An 18313-nucleotide genomic window follows, 5' to 3' on the forward strand; every position below is an offset into this window, starting at 1 on the left:
TTACCCGGACGCGGGAGCCCCATCTTCGTCCGGCCCCGACGGCGGGGCGAGGCTTACCAATGCGCTTTTCATATCGTCAAGCAAGGCCGGCCAGGACCGCGAGGCGGTCCGGGCGCGCGCGATGAAGACATAGTCGGTTCCCGGCGCGCCGTGGAGGGGCAGGAGGAGGCGCGCCGCCTCCCTGAGCCGTCGTTTCGCCCGGTTGCGGACCACCGCGCCGCCGATTTTCCGGGTCGCGGTGAAGCCGGCGCGCGCCGGGCCGCGATCGCCGCGATCGCGGGCCTGGACGACGACGCCGGGACGGACGGCCTTGCGGCCGGAGCGGGCCTGAACGAAATCGCGCCGCTTGCGCAAGCGAGCGGCGCGGTCGGGATAGACGGGCGTTTGAGCGCGCGGGCTGTTCAGGCCGACAGCCGCTTGCGGCCCTTCGACCGGCGGCGCGCGATGACCCGGCGGCCGGCCTTGGTCGCCATGCGCGAGCGGAATCCGTGACGGCGCTTGCGGACGAGCTTGGACGGCTGGAAGGTGCGTTTCACGACTCGCTCCCTTGAGGGGCTGCGCCGGATTGCGGGCGCGTTGAATTCGAGGCGCGGTTGATACGGACGCCGGCGTGCGAAGTCAAGGCGCGCCGCGGGCGTTTTCAGCGGACGCAGGCCGTCACGGCGTCGTGAGCGCGCAGCGTGCAGTCGTGACGTCCGGCGCGCCGTCGGACGCGTATACAGGGGCCGACGCAGGAAGGAGATTTCGCGCTATGAGCGCCGACGAGCCGGAAACCGCCGCGCCCGCGAAGAAGCCGCTCTGGCGACGCTTCGCGCCGCTCGCCGTGCTGCTGGCGGGTTTGGCGCTGGTCTATCTCATGGGCTGGCACGAGCGGCTCAATCTCCAGACCCTGCGCGAGAACCAGGTCGCGCTGGAGGCCTGGGTGGCGGCGAACCTCCTCCTCGCCGTGCTCGCCTACATGGTCTTCTACGCCTTGGCGGTCTCGATCTCGGTGCCCGGCGCGCTGTGGTTCACGATCGGGGCGGGCTTCCTGTTCGGGGTGTGGATCGGCACGGGCGTCGCCGTGATCGGCGCGACGATCGGGGCGACCATCATCTTCCTGGCCGCGCGCTACGCCTTCGCCGACTGGGTCCGCCAGCGCTTCGGACGGCAGGTGCGCCGGCTCCAGGACGGGTTTTCGGAGAACGCCTTCACCTACGTGATGATCCTCAGGCTGATCCCGGTCATGCCCTTCTTCGGCATCAATATCGCCACGGCGCTGCTGAATGTGCCGCTGCGCGCCTATTTCCTCGGGACGCTCTTCGGCGTCATCCCCGGAGCCTATATCTACGCCACGGTCGGCGCGAAGCTCGGCGAGCTCGCCGCCGCCGGCGAAGTGCCCGGTCTCGCCCAGCTCATCGACGCCGAGATCGTCGTCGCCCTGGTCGCCTTCGCGGGGCTCGCCGTGCTGCCCTGGTTCTACAAGCGCATCACCGGCCATCGCCCGGCCGAGCCCGACGCCGACGAAGAAGAGGCGGAGACGAATTGACGGATCGCCAGCGCATGAAAGCTGATCTCTGCGTCATCGGCGCCGGGGCGGCCGGACTGGTCTCCTCCAGCGGCGCGGCGATGCTCGGCCGCAAGGTCGTGCTTTTCGAGGCCGGCGAGATGGGCGGCGATTGCCTCAATTACGGCTGCGTGCCGTCGAAGGCGCTGCTCACCGCCGCCGATGTCGCCCACCAGGTCCGGACCGCGGGCCGTTTCGGCGTCAATGTCGGCGAGCCGGAGATCGACTTCGCCGCCGTGCGCGCCCATGTCCGCGGCGCGATCGAGGCGATCCATCCCAATGACAGCCAGGAGCGCTTCGAGGGGATGGGCGTGACGGTGATCCGCGAGCGCGCGCGCTTCATCGACCCGCAGACGGTCGCGTCGAACGGCTACGAGGTGAAGGCCAAGCGCTTCGTACTCGCCACGGGAACGCGTCCCCGGGTGCCGCCAGTCGCGGGGCTCGCCGAGCTGACGCCGCTCACCAGTGAGACGATCTGGGATCTCGAGACCCTGCCCGAGCACCTGCTCGTCCTCGGCGGCGGGCCGATCGGCTGCGAACTCGGCCAGGCCTTCGCCCGGCTGGGCTCGCAGGTGACGATCGTCGAGGCCGGCGCGGCGCTGGCGCGCTTCGAACCCGTCCAGGCCGCGGTCGTGAAGGCCGCGCTGACGGCGGACGGCGTCGATCTGCAGGAGAACGCGCGCGTCGAGCGCGCCGAGTCCGGGGGGGGCGGGGTGCGGTTGCAGCTCGCCGACGGGCGCTGGCTCGAGGGCTCGCACGTGCTCGCCGCGGCCGGCCGCGAACCGGTCACCGAGGGGCTCGGGCTTTCCGAGGCGGGGATCGAAACCGATGACGGGGGCGTGGTCTGCGACGACAAGCTCAGGACCACGAACCGGCGCGTCTACGCCGCGGGCGACATCGCCGGCAAGGGGGCGCTCACCCATCTCGCCGGCTGGCACGGCTCGGTGATCCTGCGCAATCTCTATTTCGGCCTGCCGACGAGGCAGTCGAGCGCGCCGATCCCGCAGGCCGTCTACACCGACCCGCCGCTGGCCGCGATCGGCCTGACCGAGGCCGCCGCGCGCGAACGTCACGGCGACGCGGTCGATACGGCCCGTTGGGGGTTCGACGACAATGACCGGGCGATCTGCGAGGGTCGCCCGGAAGGCGAGGCGAAGCTCGTCGTCGGCAAGGGCGGCGCGCTTCTCGGCGTCCATGTCGTCGGCGAACGCGCCGACGATATCGTGCAGATCGCCTCGGCGACCATGCAGAAGGGCGGCAAGGTGCGCGAGCTCACCGAGCCGGTCGCGCCCTATCCGACGCGGGGAGAGATACTCAAGCGCGCGGCGGGCGCGCATTTCGAGCCGGTCGTGTTCGGGCGCTTCGCAAAGGCCTGGGCCGGGTTATTGTCGGCCTTCCATTGAGGCAGGATCGTCGGGCAGGCGATGACGATCAGCGATAGCCAGAACGCGGGGCGCGAGCATCCCCACGGCGGGGCGTGGCGGGCGCTTCGCGCGGCCGCCGTCTCGCTGCCGGGCAAGCTGCTCGGCCTGGCGATCCTGTTCGTGATGCTCGCCGAGATCCTGATCTATTTCCCCTCCGCTGCGGCGTTCCGGAACAACTGGTTCGCAGACCGGGCCGAGGCGGCGCATCTCGCCGCGCTCGCCGCCGAGAACGCCCAGGACATGGATCTCGGCGAGGAGAGCGTTCGCGAGCTGCTCGACGGCGCGGACGTGCTGGCCGTCGCGCGGGTCTATGACGGGGTCAACGAGCTCGTGCTCGGCGGCGAGATCGGCGACGCGCCGCTGACGACGGTGAAGCTGTACGATCAGAGTCTCTGGGATTCGCTTGTCGGAACCTGCGACACCCTGCTCACCCGCTCCGAGCGGTATGTCCGCATCATCGCGGTTCCCGAGACGCGCCCCGACGAGATGATCTCCGTGCTCGTGCCCGAGGCGCCGCTGCGCGAGGCGCTGCTGGGCTACTCGGCGCGGATCGCCGGGCTGTCGGTGTTCATCTCGCTGGTCACCGGCGGGCTCATCTACCTGTCGCTGATGCTCATGTTCGTCCGCCCGATGCGGCGGCTGGCGCGCGCCATGACGGCGTTCCAGGAGGATCCGACCGATCCGTCGCGCACGCTGCCCGTCTCCGGGCGCAACGACGAGATCGGCCAGGCCGAGCAGGCGCTGGCCGCGATGCAGGATGACGTGCGCGCCGCCTTCCGCCAGCGCGAGCGGCTGGCCGCGCTGGGCGGCGCGGTGGCGAAGATCAACCACGATCTGCGCAACGTGCTCGCCTCCGCCCAGCTGGTCTCCGACCGGCTCGCCATGAGTTCCGACGAACGCGTCGCGGCGATGGGCGCGCGCCTGGTCCGCGCGATCGATCGCGGCGTGCGGCTTTGCTCCGACACGCTCGCCTACGGCCGCGCCGAGGAACGCCCGCCGCAGATGGAGTCCGTCGGCCTGCGCAACGCCCTGGACGACGCCGCCGGCGACGCCTTCGCCTCGGTCGGCGCGGCGGAGTGGCGCAACGAGGTCGACGAGTCTGTCCGGGTCCGCGCCGATCGCGACGCTCTCCACCGCATCTTTCTCAATCTCGTCCGCAACGCCGTGCAGGCGATGGAGAAATCGGAGACGCGCGATCTGAGCGTCTCCGCCGACGCCGTTGACGAGACGACGATCGCGGTGCGCGTGCGCGACACCGGTCCCGGCGTGCCCGAGCGGGTGCGCGAGACGTTGTTCGAGCCGTTCGGCGCGACCGCGAGCAAGGCCGGTGCGGGGCTCGGCCTGTCGATCGTGCGCGAACTCGCCCGCGCCATGGGCGGGGAGGCGTCGCTCGCGGAGAGCGGGCCTGACGGCTCGGTGTTCGAGGTGCGGCTGCAGGCGGCCGGCTAGGGCCGGGCCGCCTCGGTCAGGCCGCGCGCCACGCCGTCGCGGCGCGGATCGGCGCCGCCCTCGAGCCCGCCGTCCTCGGCGATGCGCACGATGTGGATGCCGGAGTTCTCCCCCTGGTTCGCCTCGATCGCATGGCCCATTTCGCGCAACGCGGCGAGGAGCTCGACGTCGAATCCTTCCTCGATATTGGTCGTGTCGCCGCGCGCGACGACGTTGGGAAGGGCGGCGGCCTGGTCGGGCTCGAGCCCCCAGTCGAGCATCGCGACGAGGCTCTTGGCCGTGTAGCCGATGATCGAGTTGCCGCCCGGCGAGCCGGTCGCCAGCACGAACTCGCCGTCCTCGTCGAGCACGATCACCGGCGACATCGACGAGCGCGGACGTTTGCCCGGCGCCACGGCGTTGGGACGCAGACGGCCCGCCTCGTCGCGGGGAACGAAGGCGAAGTCGGTGAGCTGGTTGTTCAGCAGGAAGCCGCCGGTCATGCGCTGGCTGCCGAACGCGCTCTCGATCGTCGTGGTCATCGACACGACGTTGCCGTCGAAATCGACGACGACGAAATGACTCGTGCCCGGCGCGTCCTCGCTGGCGTCCTCGGGCTGGACCGGCGCGCCCGGCGGACGGCCCGCCTCGGCGTGATCCATCGCGGCCTCGGGATCGATGAGCGCGGCGCGCGCGTCGAGATAGCCGGGATCGAGCAGGCCGTCGACGGGCACGTCGGCGAAGGCGGGATCGCCGACATAGCGATCGCGATCGGCGTAGGCGAGCCGGCTCGCCTCGATGAAGAGATGCCAGCCCTCGGCGCTGTCGACGCCGCGGGCGACCATGTCGAAGCCCTCCAGAAGCGCCATGATCTGGCCCACGGCCACGGCGCCGGACGAGGGCGGCGGGGCCGAGCAGATACGGTAGTCGCGATAGGGCGTGCAGACCGCGTCGCGCACGACCGGCTCGTAGCCGGCGATGTCGTCTTCGGTCAGGAAGCCGGGACGGGGCGGCTGATTGACCGCCGCGACGATGCCTTCGGCGATTTCGCCCTCGTAGAAATTGCGCCAGTCCGCCGCGATCGCGCGCACGGTCTCGGCGTAGGCGGGATTGGTCACGGTTTCGCCGGCCGGCCGCGGCGCGCCGGTCTCGTCATAGAAATAGCTCGCCGTCGGTTCGGCCTCGTCGAGCTGGGTGTAGGCGGCGATGCGCTCGGCGAGCGAGGCGGTGCGCGCGGTGAACGCGAAGCCGTCCTCGGCGAGGCGTTCGGCGTCCGCGAAGCCCGCCGCCCAGGGCAGCGTCCCGTGTTCGCCGTGCGCCATGGCGAGCATCGCCACCGCGCCCGGCGCGCCCACCGAACGGCCGGAGGTCCAGGCCGAGACGAAGTCCAGCGGTTCGCCGGCTTCGTCCAGGAACAGCGTCTCGTCGACGGCGGCCGGCGCCGTTTCGCGGCCGTCATAGACGGTCATCTCGCCGCTTTCGCCGTCATAGCGGACCATGAAGGCGCCGCCGCCGAGTCCGGAGCTCTGGGGCTCCACCAGCCCGAGCACGGCCTGCACCGCGATCGCCGCATCGACGGCCGATCCGCCCGCGCGCAGCGCGTCGAGACCCGCCTCGACGGCGAGCGGATGGGCGGCGGCGACCATCGCCTCGCGCGGCGTTTCGCCGGCTGCGGCCGCATCTTCGGGCGGGGCGACGGCGCTGGTCTCGGTCTCTCCGCAGGCCGCGAGCGCGAGGGCGAAAACGGCGCCGGCGGCGCGGGGGAACGGGAATCGGATCATGTCGGGGCTTGCTCTCGGCTGTTCAGGCCGCACCATAACGCGGCCGCCGCGCCGGAAAAGGGACGGATCATCATGGCTTCGCCGGGACCATCCAACGACCTTACCGACGTCGCCGGCCTCGCGGTCGGGCAGGCCGAGGACGCCGCGGCGCGCACGGGCGTCACCGTCATTCTCGGCGATGCGCCGGTGGTCGCCGCCGTCGACGTGCGCGGGGGCGGGCCGGGCACGCGCGAAACCGACGCGCTCGCGCCGGGCGGCCTCGTCGAGCGCGCCGACGCGGTCGTGCTGGCGGGCGGTTCGGTCTACGGGCTGGCCGCCGCCGACGCCGTCGCGGCGAAGCTGGGCGCGGCCGGCCGCGGCTTCGCCCTGATGGACATGCCCGGCGTCCCGCCCTCGCCGATCGTGCCGGCGGCCATCCTGTTCGATCTCGCCAATGGCGGCGACAAGACCTGGGGCGACGAGCCGCCCTATAGACGTCTCGGTGCGGAAGCGTTTGACGCCGTCGGCGGACCGGTGACGCTCGGTCGCGCCGGCGCCGGCTTCGGCGCACAGGCCGGGGCCCATCCCGGCGGCGCAGGATCGGCGAGCCTGGTGTCATCGGACGGCGCGACGGTCGCCGCGCTGGCGTGCGTCAACAGCTTCGGTTCCGTGACGATGCCCGGATGCGACGCCTACTGGGCTTGGCCGCTGGAGATCGACGGCGAGTTCGGCGGCGTTCGGCCGCCGGCCGGCCTCGCCTTCGATCCGGAGGATTGGGGCGCGGCGAAGGCCGAGGGCGCGCCGCGGGCCAACACCACGCTCGCCGTCGTCGCCACCGACGTCGCGCTCACCCGCGACCAGGCGCGCCGCGTCGCGGTCATGGCCCAGGACGGCCTGGCGCGTGCGATCCGGCCCGCCCACGCCCCGTTCGACGGCGACGTCGTGTTCGCGCTGTCGACGGAACGGCGCGCCCTGGCCGAGCCCGCCGCCTACACCGTCGCGCGGATCGGACAGATGGCGGCCGACTGCCTGGCGCGCGCGATCGCCCGCGGCGTTCACGCCGCGCGCAAATAGGCCCGGACGCTCGAGGGAGGCGCCCGGGCCAGGTGGGTAATGCCTTGTCTATGTGGCGTCCGGACCGGCAAGCGGCGTGCGGGGGAGGGACGGGGTGTTCACACCTCGCCAGCCCGGACAGGGGGAGAACGCGGCGCGGCGCGGGCGGGTTCCCCGCGCGCTGAAGAAAATCCGGCGCGGATCAGATCTCCTCGTCGAGCTCTTCGCCCGCTTCCTCGAGATCCTGCCCGGCGCCCTGGAGCGTATTGCAGCCGGCCGCGCCGAGCAGCATGAAGACTCCGGCGATCAGCGCAAAAAAGCGTTTCATGATCTCATCCCTGTTGCGGTCGGGGCGCTGGCCCCTGTTCGCCGTCAACGCCGGGCGCGTCGGAATCGTTCTTCCCCTCGTCGACGGCGAGCGGGAAGCGGACCTCGGCGACATGGCCGCCGCCCGGCGCCGGGCCGCTTCGGGCCTCGCCGCCGAGCTGGCGGGCGAAGGCGTCGAACAGCGAGCCGCCCACGCCGCGGCGCTTGCCGGACTTCTTCGTCTCGACGGCGCCGACGCCGTCGTCGACCACGCTCGCGCAGGCCAGCCCGCCCGGACCGGCCTCGACGTCCTCCTCCCAGGGATCGCACAGCCGCACCCGCACGCTCAGCCGTCCGGAGGCGCGATCGGTGAAAGCGTGCTTGTAGGCGTTGGTCATCGCCTCGGTGACGAACAGGGCGAGCGGGGCGGCGCGCTCGGCGTCGAGCGCGATGTCGGCGATGTCGGTCTCCAGCGCGACATGGCTCTCGTCGCCGCCGGTCGCGGCGTGCGTCAGCCGGCACAGCTCGTCCAGGAACGGCTTCAGGCGCACCCGGCCGACATCGCCGGCCTCGTAGAGACTGCGATGCACCAGCGCCAGCGCGTTGATGCGCGTCTGGGCGTCGGCCAGCGCCCGGCGGCCGGCGGGATCCTCCATGGCGTTCATCTGCAGGTTCAGCAGGCTCGTGATGATCTGGAGATTGTTCTTCACCCGGTGGTGGATCTCCTTGATGAGCGTCTGCTTCTGATCGAGGCTCGCCTGCAGCTCCGCGTCGCGTTTCGCGATCGAGCGCGCCATCCAGTCGAAAGTCTCGGAGAGTTCGCGCATCTCGCCCGGCGCCACGCGCGCCTGCAGCGGGCGGACGCTGTAGCGACCGCGGCCATAGGCCGAGGCCAGGCGGCGCAGATAGGCGAGCCAGCGCAGCACCAGCGCATCGGTCGCCACCCAGACCGCCGTCAGCGCCAGCAGATACATCGACAGCGGCAGCAGCACCGTACCCGCCAGGTCCAGCCCGGCGAAGGCGATCAGGTCGGGGGCGGGGCGGGCGGCGAGCGCGTAGAGCGCGCCGCCGAAGAGCGGGGTCAACGCATGCATCACCGCGCGGCCGTCCGGCGCGTCGCGGATGAACCAGGCGAGGCCGTCCTCGCGCGCCTCGGCGAGGATCTCCGGCGCGATCGGCTGGAGCGGGGCGGCGACCGGGGCGCCGGCGATGCGCCCGCGCGCATCGACCAGGCCGATCTCGGCGTCGTCGGGCGCCCCCGGCGACGTCTCCGGAAGCGTGGTCCGCACCCCAGCCGCCAGCGCGCCGTCGAACCCGCCGGCCGCGCCGGGGGCGGCGACGGCGGCGCGGAGGAGCATGCCCGAGCCCGCCGGATCCGGCTCGAATCCGCCGAACGCGACGCCGTCGCCCGGCTGAAGGCGCGCCGCCCAGCCGGAGTCCCCGGCCGGTCCGGCCGAGCACAGCACCGTTCCGTCGCCGTCGAGGCGCGCCAGGTCGGCGTAGACCGGGTCGACGTCGAGGGCGCGGTCCAGCGCGCCCTCGCAGCCCGCGACGCCGCCGCGCACCTGGGGATGGCGCGCCAGCGTGCGAAGCTCGGCGCCGACGGTCTCAAGCGCTTCGCGCTCCTCGCGCGCGGCGATCTGCGCCCGCAGCCCGAGCGCCTCGCGGCGCGCCTCGAGATCGGTCCGGTAATCGAGATAGATCTTGAACACGCTGAGCGCGAGCACCGGCAGAAGCGCCACGCCCACGACGATCAGCAGGCGCAGCCGCAGTCCGAAGCGGCGTTCGCGGGGATGGGGGAAGAAGGCGTGGTGTTCGCCTTCGGCTTCGCCCTCGAGAAGCGGCGCCTCAGGAGGCCGATCGCTCGGCCGCGGCCCTGTGGATGTAGTCAACGAAGTCCTCCGCGCCGCTCGCCGCCGTGTTCTTCGACGGCGCGAGATCGGCCGAGTCCGAAAGCAGCGCCTCGACGGCGTTGCGCGCCCGGCTGACCCGGCTCTTCACCGTGCCGACGGCGCAGCCGCAGATCTCGGCGGCTTCCTCGTAGCTGAATCCGCCCGCGCCGACCAGCACGAGCGCCTCGCGCTGCTCCGAGGGGAGCCGATCGAGGGCGCGGCGCAGGTCGTCGAGATCCATCGCGCCGTCCTGGGCGCCGTTCGATGTGAGCGCGGCCTCGGGAATCTCGCCGCCGCGCTCGGACTTGCGCCAAGCGCGCCGGCGCTCGGAGTAGAAGTGATTGCGCAGGATCATGAAGGTCCACGCCCGGATCGAGGTGCCCGGCTTGAACCGGTCCTGCGCTTTCCAGGCCTTGACCAGCGTCTCCTGGACCAGGTCGTCGGCTTCGACGGGATCGCCGCACAGGCTGCGCGCGAAGGCGCGCAGGTGCGGGATCGCCCCGGTGAGCTCGTCCTGGAAGCTGGGCGCGGCGTCGGCGTCTTCGCTATCGGCCATCTTCGCGCCCTCCGCTGCGGCGCGACTTCGCCAGCTTGTCGAGCAGCTCCCGGAATTCGTCCGGGACGGGCTCGCTGGCGACGTCATCATAATACTCGCGGAGACGGTCGCCCAGTGCGCGCCGGCGCGCAATGCGATCCGTAGTTTCCCGGATGGGCGGCGCGCTGTGCTTTTTCGGCTGGTTTTCCGACATCGACATCCGTCGCTTCCCGACCGGCGTTGCTTTCTTCTGCTTACGTATCACCTGAACAGGTCTGAATCCGAATTGGTTCCTGCCGGAACCATCGCCCGCGGGCGTCCGTTCCGTCCGCGACTGTGCGGCAAAGCGGAATTCCCATGAGTCTTATCGACGAGTTCAGCACGCACCTGCCCTTCCTGCGGCGTTACGCCCGGGCGCTCACCGGCGATCAGGCCGCCGGCGACGCCCATGTCCGCGCCGCGCTGGAAGCCGCCGCATCCGACGAGATCGGCTGGGATGCCTCGGCGCCGCCGCGGGTGGCGCTCTACCAGATCTTCCATGCGCTGTGGGCCAGCGGCTCGGCCAATCTGGAACCCGCGGCGCCCCCCGCCGACGGCCCGGACGCCCGGCTGCAGAATGTGGGTCCGCGCAGCCGGGAGGCGTTGCTGCTCACCGCGATGGAGGGCTTCACCGTCGAGGAGGCCGCGCGCATCCTCGATCTTGACGAGGAGGCGACGCGCGCGCTCATCGCGCGGGCCCACGAGGAGATCGAGTCGGACCTCAAGACCGAGGTGCTGGTCATCGAGGACGAGCCGATCATCGCCGCCGACCTCGAGAACATCGTCGGCGATCTCGGTCACGACGTCGTCGCGATCGCGCGCACCCGCGACGAGGCCGTCTCGGCCGCCCGCGATCTCGAGCCCGGCCTGGTGCTCGCCGACATCCAGCTCGCCGACGACAGCTCCGGCATCGACGCGGCCAATGCGATCCTCGAGGAGATGTCGGTTCCGGTGATCTTCATCACCGCGTTTCCCGAGCGCCTGCTCACCGGCGACCGGCCCGAGCCGGCCTTCCTGATCACCAAGCCCTTCCTGCCCGACGCGGTGAAGGCGGCCGTCGCCCAGGCGCTGTTCTTCGACGACAGCTCGCGACCGCCGGGCGAGGACGGTCAGGCCGCCGACGCCCGGGTCTGAGACCGGTCGGGAGCGCAGGCGAATTCGACGCAGACGCCGTCTTGCAAAGCCCCCGCCGCGCGGCTAGGTTCCGCGCCTTCCGAGCCGGGCGCGTTCGCGCCGCCCGGCTCCCGGCGCCGGTAGCTCAGCTGGATAGAGCACCAGACTACGAATCTGGGGGTCGGGGGTTCGAATCCTCCCCGGCGCGCCATTCATCTCCTCGACATGACGAAGCAGACGGGCGCGGCGCTTTGCGCGCCGCGGATCGATCCACACGCCCTGTTTCTCCCGTCGCGTCGACGGCGTCGTCTGAACTCGCACAGTGCGGCGGCGCCCCGCGACGCGGCGCCGGACCGTTCGTGACAAATCCAGGATTTCGTGGAGAATAAGACGAGCTCAAAACAGACGCAGGAGGAACGCCGTGATGATTCAATCTTTTCACTCAAGCGCGGCGACGTTCCTCGCTGCACTGCTTCTCGCCTTCAGCTTTGTTTTTGCAGCGGATTCCGAGGCGCAGGGATCCCCGTCGGCGGGCTTCTGCGCGCTCACGGACGAGGCCTTGCTCGCCGAACTCGACGGGGCGTGGAACCTCACGCAGGGCCCGGGGGTCGTCAATGCGGGCTACATGCAGATTCCGTCGCCGCCGCACCCGCCGGTCCCGGTGACCTTCGAATTCGACCCGGAACGCGGCGTCGTCGACATCGTCGCCGCGGACCTGTCCGACAACATGATCATGTTCGCGTCCGTGCCCTCGATCGCCGAAGATCTGGCCAGGCTGGCCGAGGAGGGCGCCGAGCCCGGCCCGCCGACCGAGTGTCCGTGGTCGGTCGTTCCGACGCTGATCGGGACGAATTTCTACGAACTCGTCGACGATCAATACAGCGGCGGCCACTCGGTCGCGCATCTGTGCAGCGCGGACAGATGGCGCAATCCCGAGCCGGGCGGTTATTACGACAGCGAGGACGCGCGGGCGTGGTTCGACCGGAACTGCCAGCGCGAGCGCGCGGACGGCGAGTTGCAGATGACGCTCTATCTGCGCTTCTCCGGTCCCGACGCCGGGGCGGGCACGATCTTCTTCTCGGGCGAACAGGACGGATATACGGCCATGGCCGTCGCGCCGGTGACGCTGTCGCGGCGGTGAACGCAAGTCGGCGAGCCGTCCGCACCGCAACGCTTTCCTTGACGCCTTGCGCAGGCGCCAAGCGCCGCTAAGCTCGCCCCCGAAGGGGAGGGGGCATGCGGCTCATATTTACGATTCTCGGCATTGTGCTGGGCGCGGCGTCGCTGGCGTCGCTGGTGCAGCGCCTCCTTGATGTCGGTCTGGCGCCGCTATCTCGAGAAGTCATTGAATACTATCGATGGTTCATGAACGAGATCGTGAGGACCTGGCTTTTTGACTGGTGGGTGTACGTTTTCGACTGGACGGTCGCTCAGTGGCATCTGGACGTTTTTGCGCTGTGGGTGCTCGCTTTCGGGGCTATATTTCGCGTCTACATGTATGGCAGAAACAAGCTTGATTTCGAAGAAATAGGATATCTAATAATCTTTCTTGCGACAGCTCCATTCGCTTTCCTCATTATTTTAGTGATGCCGATGTATACATTGATGAAAAACAGAAAACAATTTGAGAAAGAGCATGCCCGCATTGAAGAAAGTGTGGGGCGAGAACTGCCCTACGATGCGGAATTCTTCATGGCGAACGAACGCCGGAGCGCCTGGCTTGGCATGGCCGCACTGCTCGCGACTCCCGTCGGCACGGCCGCCTTCTTCATCTGGAACGCGGTTCAACTCGCGCCCTGACCGCCGGTGCGCCGGGCATCGCCGGCGTCGCGCTGGTCCGGTTGCTACTCCGCCTTGCATCCGGCCTCGAAACCGGCTGCGATGAGGCTCCCGCCTGACGGCTTCAGCAGTCTCATCGCCATCGAGGACCAACCGGATGGATCCAATTCGCTTCGACGGCCGGGTGGCCGTGGTCACCGGCGCGGGCGCCGGGCTCGGACGCTCGCACGCGCTGGCGCTCGCCAGCCGCGGCGCGAAGGTCGTGGTCAACGATCTCGGCGGCGCGGTCGACGGGACCGGCGCTTCGCAGAGCGCCGCCGAGGCGGTCGTCGCCGAGATCGAGGCCGAAGGCGGCGAGGCCTTCGCCCACGGCGCCAACGTCACCAGGCCCGACGAGGTCGAGGACATGATCGGCCGGGCGCTGTCGCGCTGGGGCAAGGTCGACATCCTGGTCAACAACGCCGGCATCCTGCGCGACAAGTCCTTCGCCAAGATGAGCCTGGAGGATTTCCGCGCCGTCCTCGACGTCCATCTCTGGGGCTCGGTGGTGTGTACGAAGGCGGTCTGGGAGCCGATGCGCGAAGCCCAGTACGGCCGCATCGCGATGACCAGCTCGTCGTCGGGCCTCTACGGCAATTTCGGCCAGTCGAACTACGGCGCGGCGAAGATGGGCCTTGTCGGGCTGATGAACGTGCTCCACCTCGAGGGGCAGAAGTACGGCATCCGCGTGAACACGCTCGCGCCGACGGCGCGCACGCGCATGACCGAGGGGCTGATCCCCGAGGAGGCCGCCCAACTCATGACCCCCGAATCCGTCACCGCCGGGCTGGTCTATCTCGTCAGCGAGGACGCGCCCGCGCGCGCGATCCTGTGCGCCGGGGCGGGCGGCTACGCGGCGACGAAGATCTACGAGACGCCGGGGATCTACCTGCCGCCCGAGGAGCAGACCCCGGAGAACGTGGCGAAGAATTTCGACCGCATCACCGCCGCCGAGGGCCAGCAGGAGTTCGAACAGGGCGGCCAGCAGACGTTCAAGTTCGTCGAGTACGCCGCGAAGCATCTCGGCGTTAAGCTGGGCTGAGCCCGAACCCGCATCGTTCCAACGGCTCGAAGGAGCATCCCCCATGCGTGAAGCCGTCATCGTCTCCACCGCGCGCACCCCGATCGGCAAGGCCTATCGCGGCGCGTTCAACAACACCCAGGCCCAGGAGCTCGGCGGGCACGTCATCAAGCACGCCGTCGAGCGCGCCAAGGCCGATCCAAAGTCCATCGACGACGTCGTCATGGGCGCGGCCATGCAGCAGGGCACGACGTTCCAGAACACCGCCCGGCAGTGCGCCATCCGCGCCGGCCTGCCGACTTCGGTCGCGGGTATGAGCGTCGACCGCCAGTGCGCCTCGGGCATGATGGCGATCGCCATCGCGGCGAAACAGATCGTCTCCGACGGCATGACCACCGTCGTCGGCGGCGGGCTGGAGTCGATCTCGCTGGTTCAGAACGAGCACATGAACCTGCACCGGGCCTTCGATCCCTGGATCAACGAGCACCGGCCCGATCTCTACATGTCGATGATCGAGACCGCCGAGGTCGTCGCCGAGCGCTACAACGTCTCGCGCGAGGCCCAGGACGAGTACGCGCTGCAGTCCCAGCAGCGCACCGCCGCCGCCCAGGAGGCGGGCAAGTTCGACGACGAGATCACGCCGCTGCCCTCGACCCAGCTGGTCAAGGACAAGCAGACCGGCGAGATCTCGGAGAAAGCCGTCACGCTCGAGAAGGACGAAGGCAACCGGCCCGAGACCACGCTGGACGGCCTGTCCGGCCTCAACCCGGTCTTCGCCGGCGGCCAGCGGGTCGAGCAGGGCAAGTTCATCACCGCGGGCAACGCCAGCCAGCTCTCCGACGGCGCCTCGGCCTCGGTGCTGATGGAGGCCAAGGCGGCGGAAAAGGCCGGCCTCGAGCCGCTCGGCGTCTATCGCGGCATCGCGGTCGCCGGCCTCGATCCCGACGAGATGGGCATCGGCCCGGTCCACGCCGTGCCGAAGCTGTTGAAGGCCAACGGCCTGAAGATGGACGATATCGGGCTGTGGGAATTGAACGAGGCCTTCGCCTGCCAGGTGCTCTATTCCCGCGACACGCTGGGAATCCCCAACGAGAACCTCAATGTCGACGGCGGCGCGATCTCGATCGGCCATCCCTACGGCATGTCGGGCGCGCGCATGGTCGGCCACGCCCTGATCGAGGGCAAGCGCCGCGGCGTGAAATACGTCGTGTGCACGATGTGCGTCGGCGGCGGCATGGGCGCGGCCGGCCTGTTCGAGGTGGTGTAGGGGGCGCGACTCCTACTCCGCGAAGCCCGCCCGCACGGCCTCGAGCCGGCGGTCCAGCTCGGCGCGCGGCAGCCAGTCGCCGTCGCGCACGACGCCCTCGATCTCGCGCGTCGCGGCGATGTCGTCGAGCGGGTTTGCGGCGAGCACGACCAGGTCGGCGGCGCAGCCTTCGGCGACGCAGCCCCATTCGTCGGCCAGCCCCAGGAACTCCGCCGGGTTGGTCGTGGCCGCGCGCAGCGCCTCGGCCGGCGTCAGCCCGGCCTCGACGAGATGGCCCAGCTCCCGGTGTATGGAGAAGCCGGGGACCACGAAGGCCTCCGGCGCGTCGGTGCCGGCGAGCAGGCCGGCGCCGGCGTCGTTCAGGGCCTCGACCAGGCGGAAATTTTCCGCGGCGAGCCGGCGGAGCGCCCTGATCTGGGCGTCGTCCAGGAACTGGAAGCGGAAATTGTTTTCCGGCCGCCATTGGGCGAGCTGATCGGGATGGACATAGGCCATCTCGGGTCGGGCGAACGCGGCGGCGTGCTCGTCGGACGGCGTGTTGGTCGCGATCGACGCGATCAGGGTGGGCGTGTTCCAGACGCCGCTTTCGGCGGTTTCGCGCGCCAGCGCGGCGCGGTCGTCGGCGTCGAACAGGTCGGCCGCCGAGCCGCCTTCGGCTTCGGCCCGGGACAGCGCCTGCATCAGGCGGGGAAAGGCCTGCTCGGGCGCGACGGGCCCGTCGGGCAGGCCGACCGATTCCTCGGCGTAGGCGAACCAGTAGCCCTGCAGGTGCTCGATCGAGGCCATGCCGGACGCCAGCGCCTGATCGATCGGAACGGCGAACGGGACATGACCGGCGAAAGGCAGGCCGACGGCGGCGGCCTCGTCGGCCAGCGCGGCGAACAGCGCCGGCCTCAGCCGGTCATAGGTCTTGATGAAGTCGAAGCCGGCCTCCGCCTGCTCGCGGACCAGCGCGCGGATCTCGTCGGGCGTTTGCGCCGACGGCCCGTCCGGGTAGGTCGGCGGCGATCCGTCCAGGCCGGGACTCCCCGCGACGATCTCGGGGCCGAACAGCGTTCCCTCAGCGATCGCCTCGCGCATGGCCAGCGTGTCCGGACCGCCCCACATGTCGCGCACCAGGGTCACGCCGTTGGCGACGTAGAGCGGCAACTGGTCGCGCCGGCGCAGATGCACGTGCATGTCGGCGAGGCCGGGCATCAGGTATCGGCCCTCGCCGTCGATCTCCGCATCCGCCTCGACCGGGCGGTCGGCGGGCAGGATCGCGGCGACGCGTCCGTCCTCGATCAGCACGTTGCGCGGCCCGCTCGCCGCGCCCGCTTCGACGTCGATGACCGAGACTTCGAGGATGGCGAGTTCGCCCGACGGCGGGGTTTCGCGGGAGCACGCCGCGAGGAGCGCCACGGTCAACATGACCGCCGTCCGGATCAGCATGACGCAATCTCCGCGGCCGCTCGAACCTGCGCCCACGAGGGTTCGCCGCAGCGGCGTCCGGGTCAAGTCCGTCGGTCGCGCGCCTTACTCCCCGCCCCACCCGTAGGCGTGCTCGATGATGTGGAACAGGGTGTGCTGCTCCATCACGCCGTCGACGAGATGGGCCTGCGGGCCGGTCGCGTAGGCGATCACGTCCTCGCCGGAATGGGCCTCCGAGCCCATCGGCACGGCGGATTCCTGGCGATAGTCCGGATCGCGCGCCTCGGCGTCGGTCAGCGCGCCGTCGGCGGGGCGCTGATGCGGGCCGGTGTAGTAGCCGAGCGTCGTGTAGGGACGGCCGTCCCGGGCGGGGTAGGCAGGCGTCGCGTCCTCGGAAAGATCCGGGGCCGGGGGATGGACCAGGCCGAGGATCGGATTGCCGCGCCGGGGATAGCCCGCCATCGTGAAGGTGTGGCCGTGATCGGCGGTCACCAGGATCAGCGTCTCGTCAAGGTCGACCATCGCCGCGGCGCGGTCGATCGCCTGGGCGAATTCCTGCGCGTCGGCGAGCGCCCGATAGGCGTTCGTGGCGTGATGGGCGTGGTCGACGCGGCCGGCCTCGACCATCAGGTAGAACCCGTCGGCGTCGCGCGACAGCCGCTCGATCGCGACCGCGGTCATCTCCTCGAGCGAGGGCTCTGCAGTCGGGTCGCGGTCGGCCTCGTAGCTCATGTGCGAATCCGTGAACAGGCCGAGCACCGGGGCGTCGCCGTCGGCCGCGGCGAGCAGGGAGTCGCGGTCTTCGACATAGGCGCCGCCGGCGCTGCGCCACTCCGCCGTCAGGTCGCGGCCGTCGGCGCGCTGACCGCCGGCTTCGGCGGTCAGAAAGGCCGCGCGGCCGCCGCCGAGCGCGAGGTCGATCCCGTCGCCGCGGTCGAATTCGACGAGCTGGCGGGCGATGTCGCGGCAGCCGGCCTCGACCGCCTCGGCGGGCATCGCCGCGTCGGTCTCCCAGCCGCGATCGGGCACGTGGGCGTAGGCCGTCGCCGGGGTGGCGTGGGTGAGCCGCGCCGTCGACACGACGCCGGTGGCCAGCCCGCGATCCTCGGCGCGCTCCAGCAGCGTGGCGGGCAGCGCGGCGTCGGGCGCGCAGGTCTCCAGCGTGTGGCGGGCGTAGACGGAAATGGCGCCGGTGTGGGTCTTGATACCGGTGTGGATCGCCGTCGCGGTGGCCGCCGAGTCGGGAACCTGCGCGTTCTCGGAATAGGTCTTCACCAGCGCCGAATGGCCCCAGCGCTCGAACGGCAGGTAGTGCTCCTCGCCGCTCATGCCGCGTTGCTGGCCGTCATAGATGCGCGCCGCCGTGATCGTGCCGAGGCTCATGCCGTCGGCGATGAAGACGATGACGTTGCGCGCACGGCCGTCCCGCACGGGGCGGTTCAGGCGCTCGGCGAGCTCGGCCCGCCCGAGCGCGCGCCACTCCGCGCCGGGCCCCTCGAAGGCGGCAGGCTCGGCGGCGCCGGTTTCGGCGATCGCGGCGTCCTCGGCGATCGGCGTGGCGCAGGCGGCGAGAAAGGCGGCGAGAAGGGCGGCGGCGGAACGGCGTGTCGACATGGCGGTAGAGTCCCCGGGGCGATGGTCGGCGTGTTGTGAACGACGACGATTTAACGCACGAATGTGACGGTTCTCGAAAGCCCGGCG

At 70.7% G+C, this 18313-nt stretch carries 18 protein-coding genes and 1 tRNA gene; 10 read left to right on the top strand and 9 right to left on the bottom strand.

Going from position 1 to position 18313, the window contains the following annotated elements; all coding sequences use genetic code 11:
- On the bottom strand, nt 1-354 hold the full coding sequence (gene rnpA, locus DDZ18_RS04215; RefSeq protein WP_109252077.1) for a ribonuclease P protein component: 354 nt from the start codon (nt 352-354) through the stop codon (nt 1-3).
- A gap of 47 nt (nt 355-401) precedes the next feature.
- The gene (gene rpmH, locus DDZ18_RS04220) at nt 402-536 is read right to left on the bottom strand and encodes a 50S ribosomal protein L34 (RefSeq protein ID WP_109252078.1); all 135 of its coding nucleotides are present in this window, start codon (nt 534-536) and stop codon (nt 402-404) included.
- A gap of 215 nt (nt 537-751) precedes the next feature.
- Here rpmH and DDZ18_RS04225 point away from each other — a divergent pair, with 215 nt between their 5' ends.
- From DDZ18_RS04225 to DDZ18_RS04235, 3 genes are read left to right on the top strand one after another with little or no spacing between them, the layout of a single operon-like run.
- Nucleotides 752-1528: a TVP38/TMEM64 family protein gene (locus DDZ18_RS04225; protein ID WP_109252079.1), complete on the top strand. Its 777-nt coding sequence runs from the start codon at nt 752-754 to the stop codon at nt 1526-1528.
- A 14-nt stretch (nt 1529-1542) separates the two neighbouring features.
- Complete coding sequence (locus DDZ18_RS04230) at nt 1543-2949, top strand: dihydrolipoyl dehydrogenase family protein (protein ID WP_109252080.1); 1407 nt, start codon at nt 1543-1545, stop codon at nt 2947-2949.
- A 21-nt stretch (nt 2950-2970) separates the two neighbouring features.
- Complete coding sequence (locus DDZ18_RS04235) at nt 2971-4419, top strand: sensor histidine kinase (RefSeq protein WP_109252081.1); 1449 nt, start codon at nt 2971-2973, stop codon at nt 4417-4419.
- Here DDZ18_RS04235 and ggt read toward each other — a convergent pair.
- Nucleotides 4416-6179 (bottom strand): gamma-glutamyltransferase, encoded by a 1764-nt coding sequence (gene ggt, locus DDZ18_RS04240; protein ID WP_109252082.1) that lies wholly within the window; start codon nt 6177-6179, stop codon nt 4416-4418. The genes DDZ18_RS04235 and ggt overlap by 4 nt on opposite strands.
- A 72-nt stretch (nt 6180-6251) precedes the next feature.
- Between ggt and DDZ18_RS04245 the strand changes: the two genes are divergently transcribed.
- Nucleotides 6252-7232, top strand: a complete 981-nt coding sequence (locus tag DDZ18_RS04245) for a P1 family peptidase (protein WP_109252083.1) — start codon at nt 6252-6254, stop codon at nt 7230-7232.
- A 181-nt stretch (nt 7233-7413) separates the two neighbouring features.
- Here the strand turns inward: DDZ18_RS04245 and DDZ18_RS04250 are convergent, their stop codons facing one another.
- From DDZ18_RS04250 to DDZ18_RS04265, 4 genes are read right to left on the bottom strand one after another with little or no spacing between them, the layout of a single operon-like run.
- Nucleotides 7414-7539 (bottom strand): entericidin A/B family lipoprotein, encoded by a 126-nt coding sequence (locus tag DDZ18_RS04250; RefSeq protein WP_109252084.1) that lies wholly within the window; start codon nt 7537-7539, stop codon nt 7414-7416.
- 4 nt (nt 7540-7543) lie between these two features.
- Nucleotides 7544-9409 carry a sensor histidine kinase gene (locus tag DDZ18_RS04255; RefSeq protein ID WP_109252085.1) on the bottom strand — a complete coding sequence of 622 codons (1866 nt, stop codon included), beginning with the start codon at nt 9407-9409 and terminating at the stop codon, nt 7544-7546.
- Nucleotides 9366-9965, bottom strand: a complete 600-nt coding sequence (locus DDZ18_RS04260; RefSeq protein ID WP_199241125.1) for a sigma-70 family RNA polymerase sigma factor — start codon at nt 9963-9965, stop codon at nt 9366-9368. Before DDZ18_RS04260 ends, DDZ18_RS04255 begins: the two co-directional genes overlap by 44 nt.
- Nucleotides 9955-10164 carry a NepR family anti-sigma factor gene (locus DDZ18_RS04265; protein WP_233245696.1) on the bottom strand — a complete coding sequence of 70 codons (210 nt, stop codon included), beginning with the start codon at nt 10162-10164 and terminating at the stop codon, nt 9955-9957. Before DDZ18_RS04265 ends, DDZ18_RS04260 begins: the two co-directional genes overlap by 11 nt.
- A gap of 137 nt (nt 10165-10301) precedes the next feature.
- Between DDZ18_RS04265 and DDZ18_RS04270 the strand changes: the two genes are divergently transcribed.
- The 6 genes from DDZ18_RS04270 (at nt 10302) to DDZ18_RS04295 (ending at nt 15202) form a co-directional block, all read left to right on the top strand.
- Nucleotides 10302-11117, top strand: a complete 816-nt coding sequence (locus DDZ18_RS04270; RefSeq protein WP_109252087.1) for a response regulator — start codon at nt 10302-10304, stop codon at nt 11115-11117.
- 113 nt (nt 11118-11230) lie between these two features.
- Nucleotides 11231-11307, top strand: a tRNA-Arg gene (locus DDZ18_RS04275).
- A 213-nt stretch (nt 11308-11520) separates the two neighbouring features.
- Nucleotides 11521-12237 (top strand): hypothetical protein, encoded by a 717-nt coding sequence (locus tag DDZ18_RS04280; RefSeq protein WP_109252088.1) that lies wholly within the window; start codon nt 11521-11523, stop codon nt 12235-12237.
- Nucleotides 12238-12332: 95 nt separating this feature from the next.
- Nucleotides 12333-12896: a hypothetical protein gene (locus DDZ18_RS04285; RefSeq protein WP_109252089.1), complete on the top strand. Its 564-nt coding sequence runs from the start codon at nt 12333-12335 to the stop codon at nt 12894-12896.
- 136 nt (nt 12897-13032) lie between these two features.
- Nucleotides 13033-13956, top strand: coding sequence for an SDR family NAD(P)-dependent oxidoreductase (locus tag DDZ18_RS04290; protein ID WP_109252090.1), 924 nt, complete (start codon nt 13033-13035; stop codon nt 13954-13956).
- 43 nt (nt 13957-13999) lie between these two features.
- Nucleotides 14000-15202, top strand: a complete 1203-nt coding sequence (locus DDZ18_RS04295; protein ID WP_109252091.1) for an acetyl-CoA C-acyltransferase — start codon at nt 14000-14002, stop codon at nt 15200-15202.
- Between the two features lie 12 nt (nt 15203-15214).
- Here DDZ18_RS04295 and DDZ18_RS04300 read toward each other — a convergent pair whose 3' ends face one another.
- Together DDZ18_RS04300 and DDZ18_RS04305 are read right to left on the bottom strand one after the other, a co-directional pair.
- On the bottom strand, nt 15215-16633 hold the full coding sequence (locus tag DDZ18_RS04300) for an amidohydrolase family protein (protein WP_109252092.1): 1419 nt from the start codon (nt 16631-16633) through the stop codon (nt 15215-15217).
- 84 nt (nt 16634-16717) lie between these two features.
- The gene (locus tag DDZ18_RS04305) at nt 16718-18226 is read right to left on the bottom strand and encodes an alkaline phosphatase (protein WP_109252093.1); all 1509 of its coding nucleotides are present in this window, start codon (nt 18224-18226) and stop codon (nt 16718-16720) included.
- Nucleotides 18227-18313: the final 87 nt, after the last annotated feature.

The sequence above is a fragment of the Marinicauda salina genome, assembly GCF_003122085.1.
GTDB classification, from domain to species: Bacteria; Pseudomonadota; Alphaproteobacteria; order Caulobacterales; family Maricaulaceae; genus Maricicauda_A; species Maricicauda_A salina.